Source organism: Bradyrhizobium ferriligni, assembly GCF_056837965.1.
Genome location: NZ_JBXEJO010000033.1, coordinates 37,843 through 54,962, shown reverse-complemented (window position 1 = coordinate 54,962; position 17,120 = coordinate 37,843). Strand labels below are relative to the sequence as shown.

The following is a 17,120-nucleotide window of genomic DNA, read 5'->3' as shown; positions in this document are numbered from 1 at the left end:
GCAAACGGCGCGCCGGATTCACCCACAACGGCAGGCGATCCGCTTCAAGGAGGATTTCACTCCGCCGCCGCAACCCGTTCGCTCGATGGGGCCTCCGAACTGCCGAGGCTTCCAGCTGATTGAACATGATCAATGGCTTGAACGTGTATCCCTTTCACTGCCCTTCCAGACGGGTCATTCATGCTCGCAAATTGCTGAGACCAGAGAAACGCGGTCGGCGTGGAGCATGCGATCGAAGGACCGACGGGGACAGTTAGGCAGGCTGTCGGGTTGTTGAAAATGCCATCAAAGATGGTCCTGTAGAAATATCCTTCCTTGGACGTCGGCGTTTGCCGCGGAAAGCGCTTGCTCGCCTCTGCGAGCATCTGATCCGAGACTTTATTCTCGGCTTGATGCTTCAAGCTCTCAATCCAGCTATACCCTACCCCGTCGGAAAACTGCTCCTTCTGACGCCACAAGATTGCTTGCGGCAACAGATCGGTAAATGCTTCCCGCAATATGCCCTTCTCGATTTTCTCGCCAGGGCACATTTTCTCGGCGGGGTTTATCGACATTGCGTAGTCCAGGAATTCCTTGTCCAGGAAGGGCACACGAGCTTCGACCCCCCAGGCCGCCATTGCCTTGTTCGCGCGACAGCAATCATACTTGCTGAGTGCAAAGATCTTCCGGACAGTCTCCTCATGGAATTCTTCTGCTGATGGTGCCATGTGGAAGTAGAGATAGCCGCCAAATACCTCGTCAGCGCCTTCTCCGGACAACACCATCTTGATGCCCATCGATTTTATCTTACGCGCCATGAGGTACATCGGCGTGCCGGCACGAATGGTGGTAACATCAAAGGTCTCCAGGTGCCGGATCACGTCCGGCAATGCGTCCAACCCTTCCTGCACGGTAAAGACAATTTCATGATGGACCGTGCCGACGTGAGCCGCCACGGCTCGCGCATGCTTCATGTCGGGTGAGTTTTCCAGGCCGACGGAGAACGAGTGCAGCCTCGGCCACCATGCTTCTTCGGTTTCTCCCGACTCGATCCGCTTGAAGCGGTGGCGCGCCGCGAGCGCCGCGATAAGCGAAGAGTCGAGCCCCCCGGAAATAAGCACCCCGTAAGGCACATCGCACATCATTTGCTGCTTGACCGCAGCTTCGAGCGACGTTCGGAGCTCCTGCAGGGACACCTTCCTCGTTGGAAGAGTATGCGCCCACTGTGGATCATACCACTTGACGAACTGTCCGGCCTTTCCGCTGTAATGATGTCCCGGAGGGAACTCCCGGATCGTCTCGCATACGCCATCGAGAGCCTTCATTTCGCTCGCAACGTAAGTCGTGCCGTCGCTGCCCCATCCGATGTAAAGCGGAACGATGCCGATGTGGTCTCGGGCGACGAAGAAATCGCCACTGCGCTCGTCGAAGAGGGCAAATGCAAAGATTCCACTCAGCATATTGCACACGGCAGGGCCGTACTCGTCGTAGAGATACAGGATAACTTCGCAGTCGGACTTCGTCTTCCAAGCGTGCGGCAGCTTCAGTGCCTCGCGCAAAGCGACATGATTGTAGATCTCTCCGTTCACGGCCAAAGCCCGACCAGCGGTGACGTCGAGAAGGGGTTGAGCGCCGTGCTCCACGTCGACAATGGAAAGGCGCTCGTGCGCGAGCACTGCGCCTTCGCTGGAGTAGATGCCGCTCCAGTCCGGCCCGCGGTGCCTGACCGTCTTGGCCATCTCGAGCGCCCGGCTGCGCACCGTCTCGATCGAATCCTTAAATCCAAAGATGCCAACGAAGCCGCACAAGGAGATCACCCCTTCTGTGAGTTCTAGATCGCAGAGAAGCGGAAGAGCGGATCGAGAACGGTCAAGGTCACAAAATATTCAAGGTTCAGATCAAGCGGAATTACCCTCTGCCTAAGCGGCGCCACCGTCGGATAGGCCATAAAATATGCGGATGAGCGGCATCAAACTCCATGGCTGCTCGTGTCTTCCAATTCCAGGTAGTCCCTGATGCGGGCTGACCGGTCGCTTCATCCGATCGGCGGGAGCGCAAATTCCCAGCCTCGCTGGGCCGATCGCTTCCGGCTTTGTCACCTGCTGTCGCGCCGCGAGTCTGCCGCGGTCACCTCAGACCGGCCTATCACGACCGGGGCATTTGAACTGCTCAGCTTTCGGGACGGCGCGTCGGGACCATCCTGGTATCGCAGCGAGACCTCGATGGTGTCGCCCGGCTGCAACTCGGCGTCCTCGTTCACGACAATCCGTTCCGGTCCTTTCTCGCTCTTTCTAATAATGACAATATCCGGCCTACTACCGGCGCCCCGTGCGAGCTGCGATCGAACCATCGAAGTGTACTGAAGCTTCTCGCCGACGCTCTGCAGTTTTTCGCGAATCTGATTGAGCTTTAAGCTGGTCTCTTGCAGCTCACGAAACAGATCAAGCTTCCGCTGATCGTCGAGCTTTGCCAACCGTCTGGCGTACTCGTCCTGCAATTTCTTGACCTGGAGCAATTGCGCAGAGGTCTGCAGCCTCCGGGTCGCCGACAGCAGAACCGCGCGACGGGCATCCGTCACGCGAGGGCTGATCAACGATCCCTTGCCGAACAGGTCGGTCGCTTTCTGAAGGTCCTCGACGTCGGACTGAAGTCCCTCTTCATCCTTCTTTTGCTGCTCTGATAGTACGCGGACCTCGTCGTCTCCCTGCCGAACGCTGCGCTGCAAGTACGCCTTTTCCTGCTGATAGTCACTCTGCTTCGTCTTCAGATATTCGGCTTCCGCATTGACGATTTCCGAAACCGCCGACCGGGCTATCGGCACGTCGGCAAGAGAAGCGCTTGGGTTGATCTGCGTCCCTTCCCCGAGTTCGCTCTTGATGCGCCACATCCGCGCCTGTTCCTTGGCGAGTTCTGTCCAGAGCGATCCATACTCGCTTCTCAGGTCGGCTGACTCGAGATACGGGTTATTCATCCTGATATGCATGATGTCGTAGCCACCCGCCATGGCGATGAGCTGGCGCGCGGTGCTCGCCGGACGATAAGGGTACTCGCCCGGCTTCGACACATCCCCATTGACGTAAACAGGCCTGTACTCCGCCACGATCGCCGTGACCTGATCTGCATCGATCACGACCACGACCTCGCGGCCGTCCACGGTCCTCTGTCGAAAGACCTTGCTCGTCAGCGCGGCCCCGACCTTTGCCCGAATTTCTTGCAACGGCAGGCCGGCGACCGGGACCATCCCAACCAGCGGCAACGAGATATTGCCATCGACCTGGACCGGAGCGCGCTGCCGCAGCTCCGGCACGCCGGCCACCGCCACCTCCAGAACGTCTCCGACGTTCACTCGATACTCGGCTTTCGCCTGAGCGGAAATCGTCAGGCCAACAGCCACCAGGCCCCATCTGACACAACGGCCTGATTGACCGCCACGGTTGTCAAGACGAAAGAAATTACGCAGCTTGGCGTTCGGCATGGCGTGCTCGATGGCTCGGTCTCACTGAATGATCGACAATCTAAACCCGCAGCGCCTCGGCTCAACTGACCATCGTAGTTACTCCCGGCTACCCATTTATTGCCAGTCCGCCTCCTGACCCGAATGCTATTGTTTTTGTCAGGGGGACGGACTGCTTGACGGACTGCTTGGGAGTAACCGGTGAGTTATGCGTCTTTCACCAATTCGCCGGCTCCTACCGAGCGTTCGGCGCATTCGGTCACTGGCCGCAAGGCAATTCCGGCTGACGTTGGCAAGAATCGATTGGCCGCCTTGCTGGTATTGGCGGCGGGCGCCGAGTTCCTCCTCGTAGCTGTTGGGGCTTTTGCCGCCGCCGTCCTCTATTACCGACTGGTCCTTCAGCTCGACTATCCGGACACTCCAAAATACATCCTGGAATCCATTCTGATTGCCACGTTGCAGCTGCTCGTATCCGTTGGGCTGCGGCAATATTCGCGGATCCAGACGCAGCCCCGGCACATCTTCATGTGGAGCGGCGTCAGCGCCGTCTTCTTCGTATTCTCCTTCTTCATCTCGACGATATTTCTTCTCAAGATCTCGGACGGCTACTCGCGCGCGACCGTGATGGCCCAGGCAGCAAGCGTCATCGTCATGGTGCTCTTCGCGCGGGCAATTTGCTTCTCGTTGCTGCAACCTGCCATCGCATCCGGACTGATCGACGCCAGGCGCGTCATCCTCATAGGTGAACCGAGCCACTGCCTGAATTTTTCCGGACGAGTGAGCGCCACCGGAATCCGGACCATTCGCTCGTTCGAGTTGCCGACCTTTCGCACTGGCGCTTCGGCACCGGAGGTGCGATCCCATGTCCGAGAACTGATCGCGGAGTGCCGGCCGCTACGAGCGGATGACATTGTCATTCTGACTTCGGAGCCGGATGTTCCGGCTGCCCTCGCGCTCGCCGGCGCCCTGTCAGAGCTCCCGGTTGACGTTCACGTCGTCCCGGTCGGTGCAATCGACCTCATGGCCGTGTCGCGCATCACGCAGTTCGGCAACATGGTGACGATGCGCATCTTCCAGTCTCCCCTGACGCCGTTCCACCGGGCAATCAAACGAGCCTTCGACATCGCGGCCGCAATTGTCGGACTTATCATCATCAGTCCCCTCTTCGTCATCCTTCCGCTCGCAATCAAGCTCGATTCCCCCGGGCCGGTGCTGTTTCGTCAGACGCGGCACGGCTACAACAACGAGACTATTCGCGTGCTGAAATTCAGATCGATGACCGTGATGGAGGACGGCGACAATTTCAAGCAGGTGACCAGGCACGATCCACGCGTGACCCGGTTGGGACGCTTCATGCGCCACAGCAATATCGATGAGCTTCCACAGCTCTTCAACGTGCTGGTCGGCGATATGTCACTCGTCGGACCTCGTCCGCACGCGACCTCGCAGAACGAGAGCTTCGCCCGGCTGATTTCGTCATTCTCCCGCCGCCACAACGTCAAGCCCGGCATTACCGGCTGGGCACAGGTCAACGGCTATCGCGGCGAAACCGACACCTTGGAGAAGATGCAACGTCGCGTCGAACACGACCTGTACTACATCGACAATTGGTCATTCCTTCTCGATCTCAAGATCATCGTCATGACCCTCTTCTCCAGAAAGGTCTATTGGAATGCCTGTTAGCGCGATGTCGATTGCTGCGTGCACGCCGTACAGCAAGACCGCAAGGGCATTGCAATCGATCCCGTTCCCGTTTGATCGGCGGAGGCTTCCGTAGGCCACCAGTAACTGCAGGTTCGAGACAAATGCTGCAAACCCACAGAACAGACAATTCGGCACCTCAGGACCCGATGCCGCCTGAATTCGGTTCGCCGGCCGAATTCGTAGCGGAGGGCCTCGCCTTTTTGCGCCGCCGCCTCTCGATCATACTGCTGACGTGTTTTCTGATGTTTGGCGCCGGCTTGCTCTATCTCGTTGTCACCGTTCCGACGTTTACGGCAACCGCGCAACTCATCGTCGACGCCAAGACGGCTTCTTCCAACGACACGGCGTCGGCAACGACGGCCGTCGAAAGTCAGGTCGCAATCCTGAAGTCCGAGAGCGTCGCTCGCGCGGCGATCGCGAAGCTCGGTTTGGCGGGGGATCGGGAATTCTCCAGCGGCGCCCTGCACCGTTTAAGTCGATCGGTATCACGGCTGCTCGGCTGGAGCAGACCGGACACGGACGTCGTCACGCGTGATGCGATGGAAGCATTCGCGCGCAAGCTCTCGGTGAAGCGCGCCGGTCTCACCTACATAGTCGATCTCGCCTTCAACTCCGGCGACCCCGATCGGGCAGCGCAGGTCCTGGACACCATCGTAGAGACCTACATTACGACGCAGATGGACGCGAAATACAAATGGGGTCTGCAAAACGAGAAATGGGTCAAGGATCGCGTCAACGAATTGAGCAGCCAGGCGTCGGCCGCCAAGAAGGCCGTAGCGAATTACAAGACTGGCATGGCGGCTCCCGCGAACACCGCCGCGGCAGGTCCACCCTCGTCGCAATCGACCGGAACGACGCAAGACGAACTCCGCGAACTGGAAGCCACGGCGGACGCCGCCGCCAAAACGTATGACAGTTTCCTCCGGATGTTGCGTTACATGGACGCCATGCAGCAGCAATCCGCGCCGGTGTTCGAGGCTCGTCTGCTCACCGGGGTGTCTCATCCCTACACGGCCAGCTCGCCAAACGCCCGATTGATACTTGGATCAGCGATCCTCGGCGGCATGCTTCTGGGGATTGGAATAGGATTGCTGCGCGACAGGTCTGACCGGGAACACGCGCCCGCGCGCAGGTCTGCAGGCACTGCATCCGGAGGAACTGCAGTGGTCCAGGGGCTCAAGGCCAGCGGCGTCAAGCCCCATTTCGATGGTTCGTTCAAGGTCGAGAAACAACACACGTACAAGGAGGCCAATCCTGACTTATAGCCGCATGAATTGGCTCCCGATCGCGATACGCAAGCTCGATTGAAATGCCCCCGTACGTCACCGTCGAACAGTGCGCGTCGGCGAACCGCCTTCATCGCGATGAAGGCAGCATGCTTCCCGCTGCGGCCACCGGAGTGGGTAATCCAGAAGGGCCAAACGCTCTCCGCAGCCGTGGGGTTATATTCGACCCTGCGACAATGTGTCGATTTGACAATGAGTCGCCTTTGAACGCTCAGCCTCCGCGCAGTCCGCTCCTCCGCCCACGAGGTGCGCCGAACCGGGAATTCCGGGCAAGAGCTCGATCACAATTACCGGGCGCCGCGTGGCGTCCACCAACGTTGGCTTGAGCAATGACGAGCTTTACCCGAGCGTCCGGCGGACCGGCGACCATGTTCAGCAATGTCTTCCGGCAGTCATGGCTGGCCTTGGCATACCGATGCTCGGGCGCCGTCGTCTCCTTCCTCTTCGGCGTAAGTTTTGCGCGGATGATGAACATAGAGGAATACGGTGCGCTCATGTCGTTGATGACGTTCGCGCTCGTCGCCTCCACGGTCGGCCTCGTCGGTCAGCAATTTCGCGTGTTGCGGGAAATACCAAGCATCGCCGCCCGGAAAGACTACCCGGAGATCGGCTCGATCGTCGCGAAGCGGGTTCGTGTGGCATGTCTGGGCAGCGTTGCCGTGACCGTAATCGCCCTCCTTCCGTTCGTCGCCGCTCACGGCCGCGACGGAATATTCGGAAGCTGGCAATATGCCACGAGCGTGCTGCTGATATTGCCGTTGTCCTTGATCGAAATGCAGAGCTCGCTAGGGCGCACGCTCGGCTCCGTCAATCTCGCACTCGTGTCGAAGGACGTGTTGTGGCGGTTTCTCATCATATTGTTGGGCGCCGTTCTCTTCGCGACGTATGGCCATCCGCTGCCGGCGCAAGACGTTCTGCTGATTGCAACTGCAATCCTGGTCGTGCTGATCGCCGCCCAGAACATTTACCTGCGGCATCTCGCGGAGGGATGTAAGGTTTTCACCATGGCGGTGAGGCGGTCCAATGACCGGCTTGGCGACGTCCTTTCCAGTTCGGGACCGTTTTGGGTAACCAGCGTCACCAGTATCATGGGCGGCACGGTCGACCTCGTCGTCATCTCGGTCATGGTCGGCCCGGAAGCCGCTGGATATTACTACGCTGCCAGCCGGATCGCGCTTCTTCTTGATTTCTTCCTGGCGACCTTCTGCATTCCCGCGGCGCCCCTTATCGCACGGCTGTTCGATGAGAATCGTCATGCGGAAATCACACGCGTCACGTCGGGAGCATCATTAGGTGCGTTTGTCGCTGTCCTCGGCTGCGTTGCGACGTTGGCACTTGGCGGCGACCTCGCGCTGATGGCGTTCGGAGAGACTTTCACCCGCGCCTACAGCGTCCTGATGGTCCTGGCAATCGGCATGCTGGTGTCGACATATTTCGGGATCGGCCCCATCGCCTTGAACATGACGGGACATCAGCGCGCCGCGATGCACATCGTGGTGACCACTTGGGCGGTGGGGATCCTGGCCATGATCGGCGCGACCTTGGCCTTCGGGACAACAGGAGCGGCGGTTGCCGGCGCCTGTGCAGGCATCGCAACCAGGGCGTGGACAGCGGCCTACATTTATTCGGCGGAAGGGATCGATATCACGGCCACCACGGCGCTCCTCGCGTTGGTCAGGCGCGCAACGGGGAGAGGCGCATCCGAACCGCGTACCGAGGCAATACAGCCGGAAGCCAGCGCCACCATTCTTGACCTGCAGCCTGTTCGCGGCAGTCGGGACACGCGTACATGAATTGGGGAGGTAGTTGAATGCGTTCGCTGTCATCCGAGGACGCGGCTGCTGCAATCGGACTTACGCACGGGAGGCGGCACCTGATGGACCGGGGTACATTCGAATACGAGGTGTCAGGGAGCCGGCTTTCCATGGGCCTGGTGAGGCTTCTGCACACCGTTGTTGCGCGGAGTACCGGGCGCGGCATGGGACTTGCCATGCGGGCGGTCAAGCCGCTTCTGCATTCCCAGCTGTCTTGCGTGCATTTCGCCGACGGCAGCCGCTTGTACTTCGAGCTGAACGACGTCTACTGGAATGCGTTCTTCATCGGCCAACCCGGCATGACCTACGAGCCGGACATAGCGACGCTTCTGCTGCGGCTGAAGGATACCGACTATACGTTCTTCGATTGCGGTGCCAACATCGGATACTGGTCCGTTCTCGTCACGTCGGAAATGCTGGGTCGCAAGCGCGCGATTGCCGTCGAGGCTTCACGGGAGACGCTTGCAATTCTCGAGCAGAACCGTGACGCGAATGATCAGCGCTTCGAGATCTGCCGCAGGGCATTGTTCGAGTACGACGGTCGCAGCCTGTTCTTCTCCGACGACGGACCTCATTCGGCCCGACACATCGTAACGTCGCAGAGCAGCCGTCCGTCACACACCGAGCCCGTCATGTCGATAACGATCGATGCGCTGGCAAGGGACCAGCAGTTGACCGACAGCGATCGGCTCGTCATCAAGCTCGACGTCGAGGGCCAGGAGGTCGCGGCCCTGAAGGGCGCCCGGCAGGTTCTGAAGCGCGACACGCTGATCATCTACGAAGATCATGGCCAGGATCGCAGCCACGCGACCACGAGGTATGTGTTCGAGGCACTCGGACTCCCAGTGTTTTCTCTTGCTGCAGACGGGGCGGTCACGAGAGTCAGTGACCTCGGCACACTGGATCGCCTGAAGGTGAACCCCAAAATCGGCTACAATTTCGCGACCTGCCCACCCGGCTCCGGCTTCCACCGCTGGATCTCAGGAATCGCCAGTCACGCATGATCGTGTGGAGCGCTGTCGGCGGCCGATCCCGGCGCACGAGATCGCCGGCCGCTCGACCCGCTTCGCGTGTAATTCGCGTGCACTCGGCTCTCCGACGCGATCGGAATGCACGATATCAATTGCTGCGACCGAACAGCATCTCCACCGCCGACTGGACGCCATTCATTCGCCCTTCGAACGGAATTCTGCCGTCGGATGGACCTCCGACCGCGATACGAGGAAGCCCAAAAGGATTCGGCTTGCGATCAGGTATCTGTCCATGCCGAGTTGTGACTGCGGTCGAAAAACCGACTTCCACCGCGAGATCTTGTTCTCGAGGACCGCATGCCCTGGAGTTGCCGTAGGGAAAAGCGACGTGCCGGACCGGGCGCTGAAGCAATGCCTCCAGATAGGTGCGATTACCCGCCATTTCGGCGCGCGCTGAAGCTGCACTCAGGCACGCGAGTGCCGGATGCGATTCCGTATGTCCGCCAATCGAAGCCAGCGGGTGTCGCGCCAGGGCCTGAAGCTCGCGCTCATTGATGAAATAGGTGTCGTTCAAGGCCTCCAGCGATAGATCGGCCTTGCTGAACGTAGGGGCGAGCATTTCGACTCGTTGGTAATCCTCATGGACCCAGTTGCTCACCTTCTCCAGGGCCGATGCTTTCTCGTCAAAATCGCGACAGCTGAATCGCATGTTCATTGCGTCGATCGCAAGACTGTCTCTCGAGCGGAACAGGTCGCGCAAGCCCAGCCACCACGGTTGCATCGTTCGCGTCACCGCACCCGTTGGAACATAGACGGTGAAGGGCGCGTTATTTCGCTCAAGGATTGGCAATGCAGTCGTGACGTTGTCCTTGTAGCCGTCGTCGAAGGTAAGCACCGCATAGCGGCGGGGTTGCGGATCCGCCGCCAGCCGCTCGAGACATGCATCGAGACTGACGATCTCCCATCCTTGCTGGCGCAGCCACTTCAGAGTGTATTCAAGGAAATCAGGCGATGCACCGGTCTTCAGCTCCGACTGCCAGTCCTGCTGAATCTCATGGAACATCAGGATAGCGGCCCTGCCGGCAAATGCCTTGCGCAAAGCAGGCGCAAATCCCGCCCAACTAGCCGCATGGAATATGGTTCGGCTGAGAAGTCGCTTCACGCGAAGCCACCACCGGACAGGCTGATTGCGTGCAAGCCGACCAAGCGGCTTCGGTGCTCATTTGATTGCGTGTGCGATCTCCCCATGCTCATCCTCAAATTGCCGTCGTGAATGCAGCAATGTTTCCGATGGGAAACAGCCCTCCATTTATCAACAAACCGCGTCGCTCTGGCAACCACGGCGCTGGTACTCACTACTGGGTACCCCAGATTTCATCGCCTCCACTCTGAATGCGCCGCCTGCATCGAACTGCTTTCACGGTAGCTTTTCGTCGAACACAGAGTGCACCGGCCACTGGTGATGCCGGCCTTTGTGATGTGCGTGTCGAGGGCTCTAATGAAAGTACTGCTCGCCAACAAGTTTCTGTTCAACAACGGTGGCGCAGAGGCAGTGCTGCTTCAGGAAAGAATGTTCCTGACGAGCAGCGGGGCAGACGTCATTGACTTCGCGATGCAGCACGAGCGGAACATCGAATCCCGCTACGCAAATCACTTCGTGTCTCGCCAGGAATACCGGACCGGCGGCCATCTCGCCAAGATCAAGAGCGCGCTCTCACTGATTCACTCGCGCGAAGCCGTGAGCAAGCTCGCATCCCTGATCGAGGAGACCCGGCCGGACTTGATGCATTGCCACAACATCTATCACCAGCTGACCCCGTCGATTGTCGGCGTCGCCAAGTCGCGCGGGATTCCGGTCGTGCTGACACTGCACGATTCGAAGCCGGTGTGCCCGGTGCACACCCGCATGCGAGAGGACCGGTTATGTTCGTCGTGTCTCGCCGGAGATTTCCATCACGTGCTGATGCACCGCTGCGCTGACGGCTCGATCGCACAGAGCGCCACGCTTTACATGGAAGCGGTCATTCAGCGCTGGTTCGGCAGCTACGAGAAGGTGGATCGCTTTCTCGCGCCGAGCCAGTTCATGCGGGAGTCGGTGTTGCCGCGGTTCGCTGCGGACCGGGTCCAGGTGCTCTACAATGGCGTGGATGTCACCGGCATTTCGGCGAGCGATCGGGACAAGGGATACGTGCTCTATTGCGGCCGGCTCGCGCCTGGAAAAGGTGCGGAGACGCTGTTGCGCGCCCACGAAGCAGCGGACTGCCGGTGGCCTCTCGTCATCGCAGGCTCCGGCCCGCTGGCGGATAGTTTGAAGGCGCAATTCACCCGGAACGTGCGTTTCGCGGGCCAGCTGTCCGGCGAAACTTTAAACGAGACGATCGCCGAGGCTTCCGTGGTGGTTGTGCCTTCGGAGTGGTGCGAGAACTGCCCGATGTCGGTGCTGGAGGCGATGGCCTATGGCAAGGCAGTCATAGCGACCCGCGTCGGCGGCATTCCGGAGCTGGTGGACGATCGCGTGACCGGGCTTTTGTTTGAGCCCGGCAATACGGACGAGCTTCGACGTCACCTCGATTGCCTGATGAGCGACGCCGCACGCCGTGCAGGCATGGGAGCAGCGGGAAGAAGTCGCGTCGAAGCGGACTTCTCTCTCGAGAAGCATAACACCGAACTGATGGCCGTCTACCGATCACTGGTGAGCGAGCGGCATTCATCGCATTGAGGATTGCAAATGGACCTCACCGTCATCTCCACGTTTCGTTGCAACTCGAGATGCCAGATGTGTTACATCTGGAAGAATCCGACCGATCCAAAGGAAGAGGTCACGCTCGAGACCCTGGCGAAGCTTCCTGGGGGGTTCGATAATCTCAATATCTCCGGCGGAGAACCGACTCTGCGGAAGGATCTGGCCGAGATGGTGGACCTGCTCCACCCCAAGGCCCGAATCATAGAGATCAGCTCGAACGGCCTGCATCCCGAGCGTCTCCTCCCCATCATCAAGAAGCACCCGAAGATCAAGGTTCGTTTCAGCCTCGAGGGTGACGCGACCACCAGCGACTGCATCCGCGGCGAGAAGGACGGCTATGCCACGAAGGTAGCCGGACTTCGCATGCTGCAGGAGGCAGGCGGGCAAGACCTGGGATTCGCCTTCGTCATCCAGGACGAGAATGTGGCTCAGCTCGTTCGAACCTATGAACTGGCGCGTTCGATGGGGTTCGAACTTGCGACCTCGACGCTGCACAACGCGTGGCAGTTCTACAAGAACGACAATTATTTCTACGAGCGCGTCGCGGTGGCCCGGCAGGTGGAAGGGCTTATCACTGCGATGCTCAAGAGCAACAAGCCGAAGAACTGGTTTCGCGCCTATCTGAATTTGGGCCTGATCGAAAAGATCCTCGGCCACCCGCGGTTGATACGCTGCAGCGCGGGGACGGATTTCGCATTCATCGACCCCTGGTCCGATGTGTGGGCCTGCAATGTGCGGTCAGACCTGCCGCTGGGCAACCTGGCGCGCCAGTCCTGGAGTGAGATCATGGCCAGCGACACGGCCAAGAACTCCGTCGCCAAGGTTCACGCTTGCCAACAAAACTGCTGGATGGTGACGACCGCGCGCACGGCAATGCGCTCAACGCTGATTCCGCAGGCACCGAAGATGGGGCCGCTCATCTGGGTGCTGAAGAACAAGCTGAAGGTCGAGCTCGGCCGGCCGATCTGTTTCGATCAATACATTGATTATTCCAACGTCGCGCCTACTCCGCGTGTCCAGCGAACGTCATTCCTCAACGAAAAGCAAAAGGCGCGATTGGTGCGCGGGAGAGAGACGGTCGACGCCCGATATCCGCTCAAGGAATTCATGAACAACTAATTTGACAGGAGGGTGCAGTGAGTGCGGATCATCTGGTACTGCGGGTGATCATGCTTGGCCTGCGTGGATTTCCCAATGTGCAGGGAGGAGTGGAAGTTCACGCAGAGCACCTCTGCCCTCATCTCAAGGAACTGGGCTGCGATGTCGAGGTGATCGTTCGCTCCTCGTATATGCCGCCTGATCGCGGCAACGAGTGGCAGGGTGTGCGTTACCAGCGGGTATGGTGCCCGAAGACCTCGGGTCTCGAGACGATCGTCCATTCGTTCCTCGGAGTGCTTGTCGCTGCATGGCAGCGGCCGGACGTGTTGCACATCCAGGCCATCGGGCCGGCCTTGATGGCGCCACTCGCGCGCTTGCTGGGATTGCATGTCGTCGTGACGCACCACGGCCCGGATTACGAACGGGAGAAGTGGGGCCGATTGGCCAGGATGGCCCTGCGCGCCGGCGAGGCATGGGGAATGCGATTCTCCGACGGCCGCATCGTCATCTCCCAGACCATCCGAAAGCTGGTGCGGGATAAGTACGGCCTGAATTCGGACCTCATTCCAAACGGCGTCACCTTGCCTGACGTGCCGGTAAGCACCTCGGTGCTGGAGAAGCTTGGGCTTACGCCGGGACGATACGTGCTGATGGTGGGCCGGCTGGTGCCGGAGAAGCGGCACACCGACCTGATTCAGGCCTTTGCCGATGCCAGGCTTACCGGATGGAAGCTCGTGTTCGTCGGCGCCTCCGAGCATCCAGACGCGTATACCGAAATGCTTGCGGCGCGCGCCGGGGCAACCGCTGGGGTGATCATGGCGGGCTTCCAGTGCGGCCTCGCACTGCGGGAGCTATACGCCCACGCGGGCATTTTCGTTTTGCCATCCTCGCACGAAGGCTTGCCGATCGCGCTGCTGGAAGCTCTGAGCTTCGGTTTGCCCGTGGTGGCCAGTGACATTCCTGCTCACCTGGAGATCGGATTGAATGACGCGCACTATTTTCATGTGGGAGATGTATCAGGGCTCGCGGACCGCCTGGCATCGTTTGCACACAATCCGTGGCCGTTGGAGCTGCGCGAGAAGACACGCAGCTGGTTGGCTGAACGGGAAGACTGGCGCTCTATCGCAGAGCGCACTCTCGGATGCTATCGCAAAGCAATCGAGCCTCGTCGAGGCGGTCCTCATGCGCGATCCCGGACGGCGCCGCCAAGCACCGCCTAGCGAGCTGCGCACGCGGCGTGCCGGCCAACGCGCCATGCCCGTCCCGCGGTTGAGGTATTGCCTCAAACCGATCGAACCAAAGCGACGTTCAAGATGAATACACTCCTACTGTATTTTCTTATCTATACGTTCTTTCGATCGATCTCCAACGGCCTCGACCGTCTGTCCGGGACGAGCTTTTCCATGATCCTGTCGCTCACCGTCATCGGGATCGGTGTTGTGGCTGCCTGGCACGCGCGACATGTCAGGATACATAAAAGACTGTTCGTACTCCTGATAGCCATGTCCGTCTTTGTTGCCGCTTGCATCCTGTCTTTTGTCACCAACGGCTTCGGAGCCGGCAAGATCGTCAACCAGTATACCGCCTTGTACGAGATGTTCAGGTACGTGCACCTGATCATGTTCGTCACACTACTTGCTGCCCTTTATCGTCATCCGGATTTTTGCCCGCGCCTCCATCGTGTTTACATGTGGCTGTTGTTCGTCATTTCCGCGGTGGGGCTTGGTCAATACCTGACCGGTCATGCAGAGCTCGTCACGCAATACGACAAGTTTGAACGGGTGGCGGGTCTTTCCTCGCACCCCGTACCTTACAGCCTGGAGATCGTGCTGACCTTTTTCGTTTGCGAGCTGTCGCGCCGGAAAATGCGGCTTCCTATTCAGCACTTTCACCTCGCGGTGTACTCGCTGTTTGTTGTTGCGCTGGTCCTTTCCGCTTCAAGGACCGGAGTCGCGCTGCTCGGGGTGGCCCTCAGCGTATACCTTTTTGTCCAGAGGCCTGCCCTGCTTCCCGCGTTCGCGGTAGCATTCGCGATCCTCATGTGGGCATCTCCATTTGGAGAGTTGTTCTCGGACCTAAAAACCGTTCCGGACTACATCATGAACGGCGAATATGTGGTGTGGGACTGGCAAACCGCAGTGACCTCGGTCCATTGGCGCATTCACCACTGGTACTATCTGTCCACACTCGGGTTGGAACGAGCATGGATCGGATATGGCCCCGGTCAAACCCCACTCTACAGTCCGTTCCTTCTGCAGGCACACAATCAATTCGTGGAGATATTCTTCGATACGGGCATGGTAGGCCTGATCTCCTTTGCCGCGTTTTGGTTCAGCCTTCCGGTGGCTGCAATGTCCGACCGGCGACGGCTCATCAACACATTCGGAAAAAAATCAGCGGAAGCCGGAATTCTGCACTTCTGGGTCGCCATCTTTGTCGGCGTGACGCTGGTTGCATTGCTCGATCAAAGCTTTAACCGGGAAACAGTGGCGTTCTCGCATTTGATCGTCACCGTTTTCATCGTCCTGTCCCAGCCGGAGGCGGTCACCGCACGAAGCCCCGGATGGTCCTTCCGCCACCTTTTGATGACCGCCGGTTCGCCGGCCGATGTAGCATTTGGAGAACGTAACCTTGCAGTCGCGGAAGAACGGCGCTCCACCTAGATCTCAACCTGGATTGAGCCGGCGTCACGCACTTCGGGCCGTCGCCTGCGCGGCTGCGTACGGCGTGACGCGATCGCCGGTCTTCGGACAGCCAACCGCCGAGCCGTCCCTTGATCGCCAGTCGGACGTCGCGTTCGCGTCGTCGCACGACCGTCTGCGCGGCATAAACATCCAGCAGCCCTTCGCGCATTGGCAGACGGGTGAGCCCTGGAACATCCGTAGGGGCTGGGACAGCTGGATGCCGAAACAGCGGCTCGAAAGAATTGCCGCCAGCGGAGTCGACTTCCTGCGCATCTGTGTCGATCCAGCGCCGCTACTCGCGTTCGAGACCAAGGCTGATTTGACCTCAGGCATCGAAACTGTCCTTCGATCGGTCGACGCCGTCCTTCAGGCCGGCATGAAGGTGCTATTCGACGTTCACGTCAGTACGGAGCACACGGACTGGAACATTCAGACGTTGACCGATGGAATCTCAGGTCCGCATTTTCTGCGTCTTGTCGAAGTGGAGACGAGCATCGCAGCGGCGTTGCAGGCGAGATATGATCCCCAGTCGGTCGCGCTGGAGCTGTTCAATGAACCGCCGCCGCCGTCGGATTTCAGCGCCAAGACGGCTTGGGCGGAGCAGCTCAAACATCTTTACGACGCGGTGCGATCAGCCGCTCCGAAACACACGCTGATCCTTTCAGGAATGAACTACGCGAGCATCGATGGTCTGCTCTCGATCGACGTAAACGCCTTCGACGCGAATACAATATTCGTGTTTCACTACTACGAGCCGTTCATCTTCACGCTTCAGGGCGTGAATGTGTCCTACAACAAGTATGTGCATCGCCTCCAATTTCCCCCACAACCCGGCGACCGCGTTCGGGTGATCGAGCGAGCGACGGGTCTGGCGAAATCGGACGAGGAAACCTCGTTGTTGCGAAAGACCTACCTTGTCGAGCAGTTGAGCAACAACGCAGGTCAGTATTTCGATGTCCCTCAGGGTATCGAGTTCATCCGTCGCAGAGTCGGCGAGGTCGCCGCCTGGTCCGACAAGAACAAGGTCGATCGCAAGCGCGTCATGTGCGGCGAGTTCGGATGTTTTGGCGACTTCGCCGGTCGCACCGGTGCCGCGTTATCGGATCGGGCGACGTGGTTGCAGTCGGTGCGTCAGGCCGTCGAGGAAAACGGATTTGGCTGGTGCGTTCACGACCTCGATGAGTCGTTTCGCATCACCAGCGACAACGGCGCATTTATCCCGGAGCTCCTGACAGCGCTCGGTCTGCGCAATCCATGAGACCGTAGGCTGAGCCAGGCGAGCCGACGCGGCCTTGCAGAAATCAAATGTGGCGCGAAACCGACCAACACGGCAAATTTCAGCGGAAAATCGCCTGTGTGGAGTGAATGTCGGTCAGGCTATACGTGT

At 59.4% G+C, this 17,120-nt stretch carries 12 protein-coding genes; 9 read left to right on the top strand and 3 right to left on the bottom strand.

Annotation, left to right across the window (positions count from 1 at the left end):
• Positions 1-56 precede the first annotated feature (56 nt).
• Entirely contained in the window at positions 57-1,796 is a 1,740-nt protein-coding gene (gene asnB, locus AC1VNY_RS20585) for an asparagine synthase B (protein ID WP_482406559.1), read from the bottom strand.
• 278 nt (positions 1,797-2,074) lie between these two features.
• Entirely contained in the window at positions 2,075-3,454 is a 1,380-nt protein-coding gene (locus tag AC1VNY_RS20580; protein ID WP_482406558.1) for a polysaccharide biosynthesis/export family protein, read from the bottom strand.
• Positions 3,455-3,634: 180 nt separating this feature from the next.
• On the opposite strand from AC1VNY_RS20580, the gene AC1VNY_RS20575 reads away from it, so the two are divergent.
• From AC1VNY_RS20575 to AC1VNY_RS20560, 4 genes are all read left to right on the top strand, one after another.
• Positions 3,635-5,116, top strand: coding sequence for an undecaprenyl-phosphate glucose phosphotransferase (locus tag AC1VNY_RS20575; RefSeq protein ID WP_482406557.1), 1,482 nt, complete (start codon positions 3,635-3,637; stop codon positions 5,114-5,116).
• A gap of 122 nt (positions 5,117-5,238) precedes the next feature.
• Positions 5,239-6,402 (top strand): Wzz/FepE/Etk N-terminal domain-containing protein, encoded by a 1,164-nt coding sequence (locus tag AC1VNY_RS20570; RefSeq protein ID WP_482406556.1) that lies wholly within the window; start codon positions 5,239-5,241, stop codon positions 6,400-6,402.
• A gap of 389 nt (positions 6,403-6,791) precedes the next feature.
• Entirely contained in the window at positions 6,792-8,216 is a 1,425-nt protein-coding gene (locus tag AC1VNY_RS20565) for an oligosaccharide flippase family protein (RefSeq protein ID WP_482406555.1), read from the top strand.
• A 17-nt stretch (positions 8,217-8,233) separates the two neighbouring features.
• On the top strand, positions 8,234-9,241 hold the full coding sequence (locus AC1VNY_RS20560) for an FkbM family methyltransferase (RefSeq protein ID WP_482406554.1): 1,008 nt from the start codon (positions 8,234-8,236) through the stop codon (positions 9,239-9,241).
• 115 nt (positions 9,242-9,356) lie between these two features.
• Here AC1VNY_RS20560 and AC1VNY_RS20555 read toward each other — a convergent pair whose 3' ends face one another.
• The gene (locus tag AC1VNY_RS20555) at positions 9,357-10,370 is read right to left on the bottom strand and encodes a polysaccharide deacetylase family protein (protein ID WP_482406553.1); all 1,014 of its coding nucleotides are present in this window, start codon (positions 10,368-10,370) and stop codon (positions 9,357-9,359) included.
• A gap of 336 nt (positions 10,371-10,706) precedes the next feature.
• On the opposite strand from AC1VNY_RS20555, the gene AC1VNY_RS20550 reads away from it, so the two are divergent.
• From AC1VNY_RS20550 to AC1VNY_RS20530, 5 genes are all read left to right on the top strand, one after another.
• Positions 10,707-11,927, top strand: coding sequence for a glycosyltransferase family 4 protein (locus tag AC1VNY_RS20550; protein WP_482406552.1), 1,221 nt, complete (start codon positions 10,707-10,709; stop codon positions 11,925-11,927).
• 9 nt (positions 11,928-11,936) lie between these two features.
• Positions 11,937-13,070 (top strand): radical SAM protein, encoded by a 1,134-nt coding sequence (locus AC1VNY_RS20545; protein WP_038385697.1) that lies wholly within the window; start codon positions 11,937-11,939, stop codon positions 13,068-13,070.
• Positions 13,071-13,087: 17 nt separating this feature from the next.
• Positions 13,088-14,269, top strand: a complete 1,182-nt coding sequence (locus AC1VNY_RS20540; protein ID WP_482406551.1) for a glycosyltransferase family 4 protein — start codon at positions 13,088-13,090, stop codon at positions 14,267-14,269.
• Between the two features lie 183 nt (positions 14,270-14,452).
• Positions 14,453-15,712, top strand: coding sequence for an O-antigen ligase family protein (locus AC1VNY_RS20535; RefSeq protein WP_482406550.1), 1,260 nt, complete (start codon positions 14,453-14,455; stop codon positions 15,710-15,712).
• A 64-nt stretch (positions 15,713-15,776) separates the two neighbouring features.
• Positions 15,777-16,991: a glycoside hydrolase family 5 protein gene (locus AC1VNY_RS20530; protein ID WP_482406549.1), complete on the top strand. Its 1,215-nt coding sequence runs from the start codon at positions 15,777-15,779 to the stop codon at positions 16,989-16,991.
• The last annotated feature ends 129 nt before the right edge of the window (positions 16,992-17,120 follow it).

Bases quoted from the DNA above. Each gene is read 5' to 3' on its own strand.
- AC1VNY_RS20580 (WP_482406558.1), bottom strand. From the start codon at position 3,454: ATGCCGAACGCCAAGCTGCGTAATTTCTTTCGTCTTGACAACCGTGGC.
- AC1VNY_RS20570 (WP_482406556.1), top strand. From the start codon at position 5,239: ATGCTGCAAACCCACAGAACAGACAATTCGGCACCTCAGGACCCGATG.
- AC1VNY_RS20565 (WP_482406555.1), top strand. From the start codon at position 6,792: ATGTTCAGCAATGTCTTCCGGCAGTCATGGCTGGCCTTGGCATACCGA.
- AC1VNY_RS20560 (WP_482406554.1), top strand. From the start codon at position 8,234: ATGCGTTCGCTGTCATCCGAGGACGCGGCTGCTGCAATCGGACTTACG.
- AC1VNY_RS20550 (WP_482406552.1), top strand. From the start codon at position 10,707: ATGAAAGTACTGCTCGCCAACAAGTTTCTGTTCAACAACGGTGGCGCA.
- AC1VNY_RS20545 (WP_038385697.1), top strand. From the start codon at position 11,937: ATGGACCTCACCGTCATCTCCACGTTTCGTTGCAACTCGAGATGCCAG.
- AC1VNY_RS20535 (WP_482406550.1), top strand. From the start codon at position 14,453: ATGATCCTGTCGCTCACCGTCATCGGGATCGGTGTTGTGGCTGCCTGG.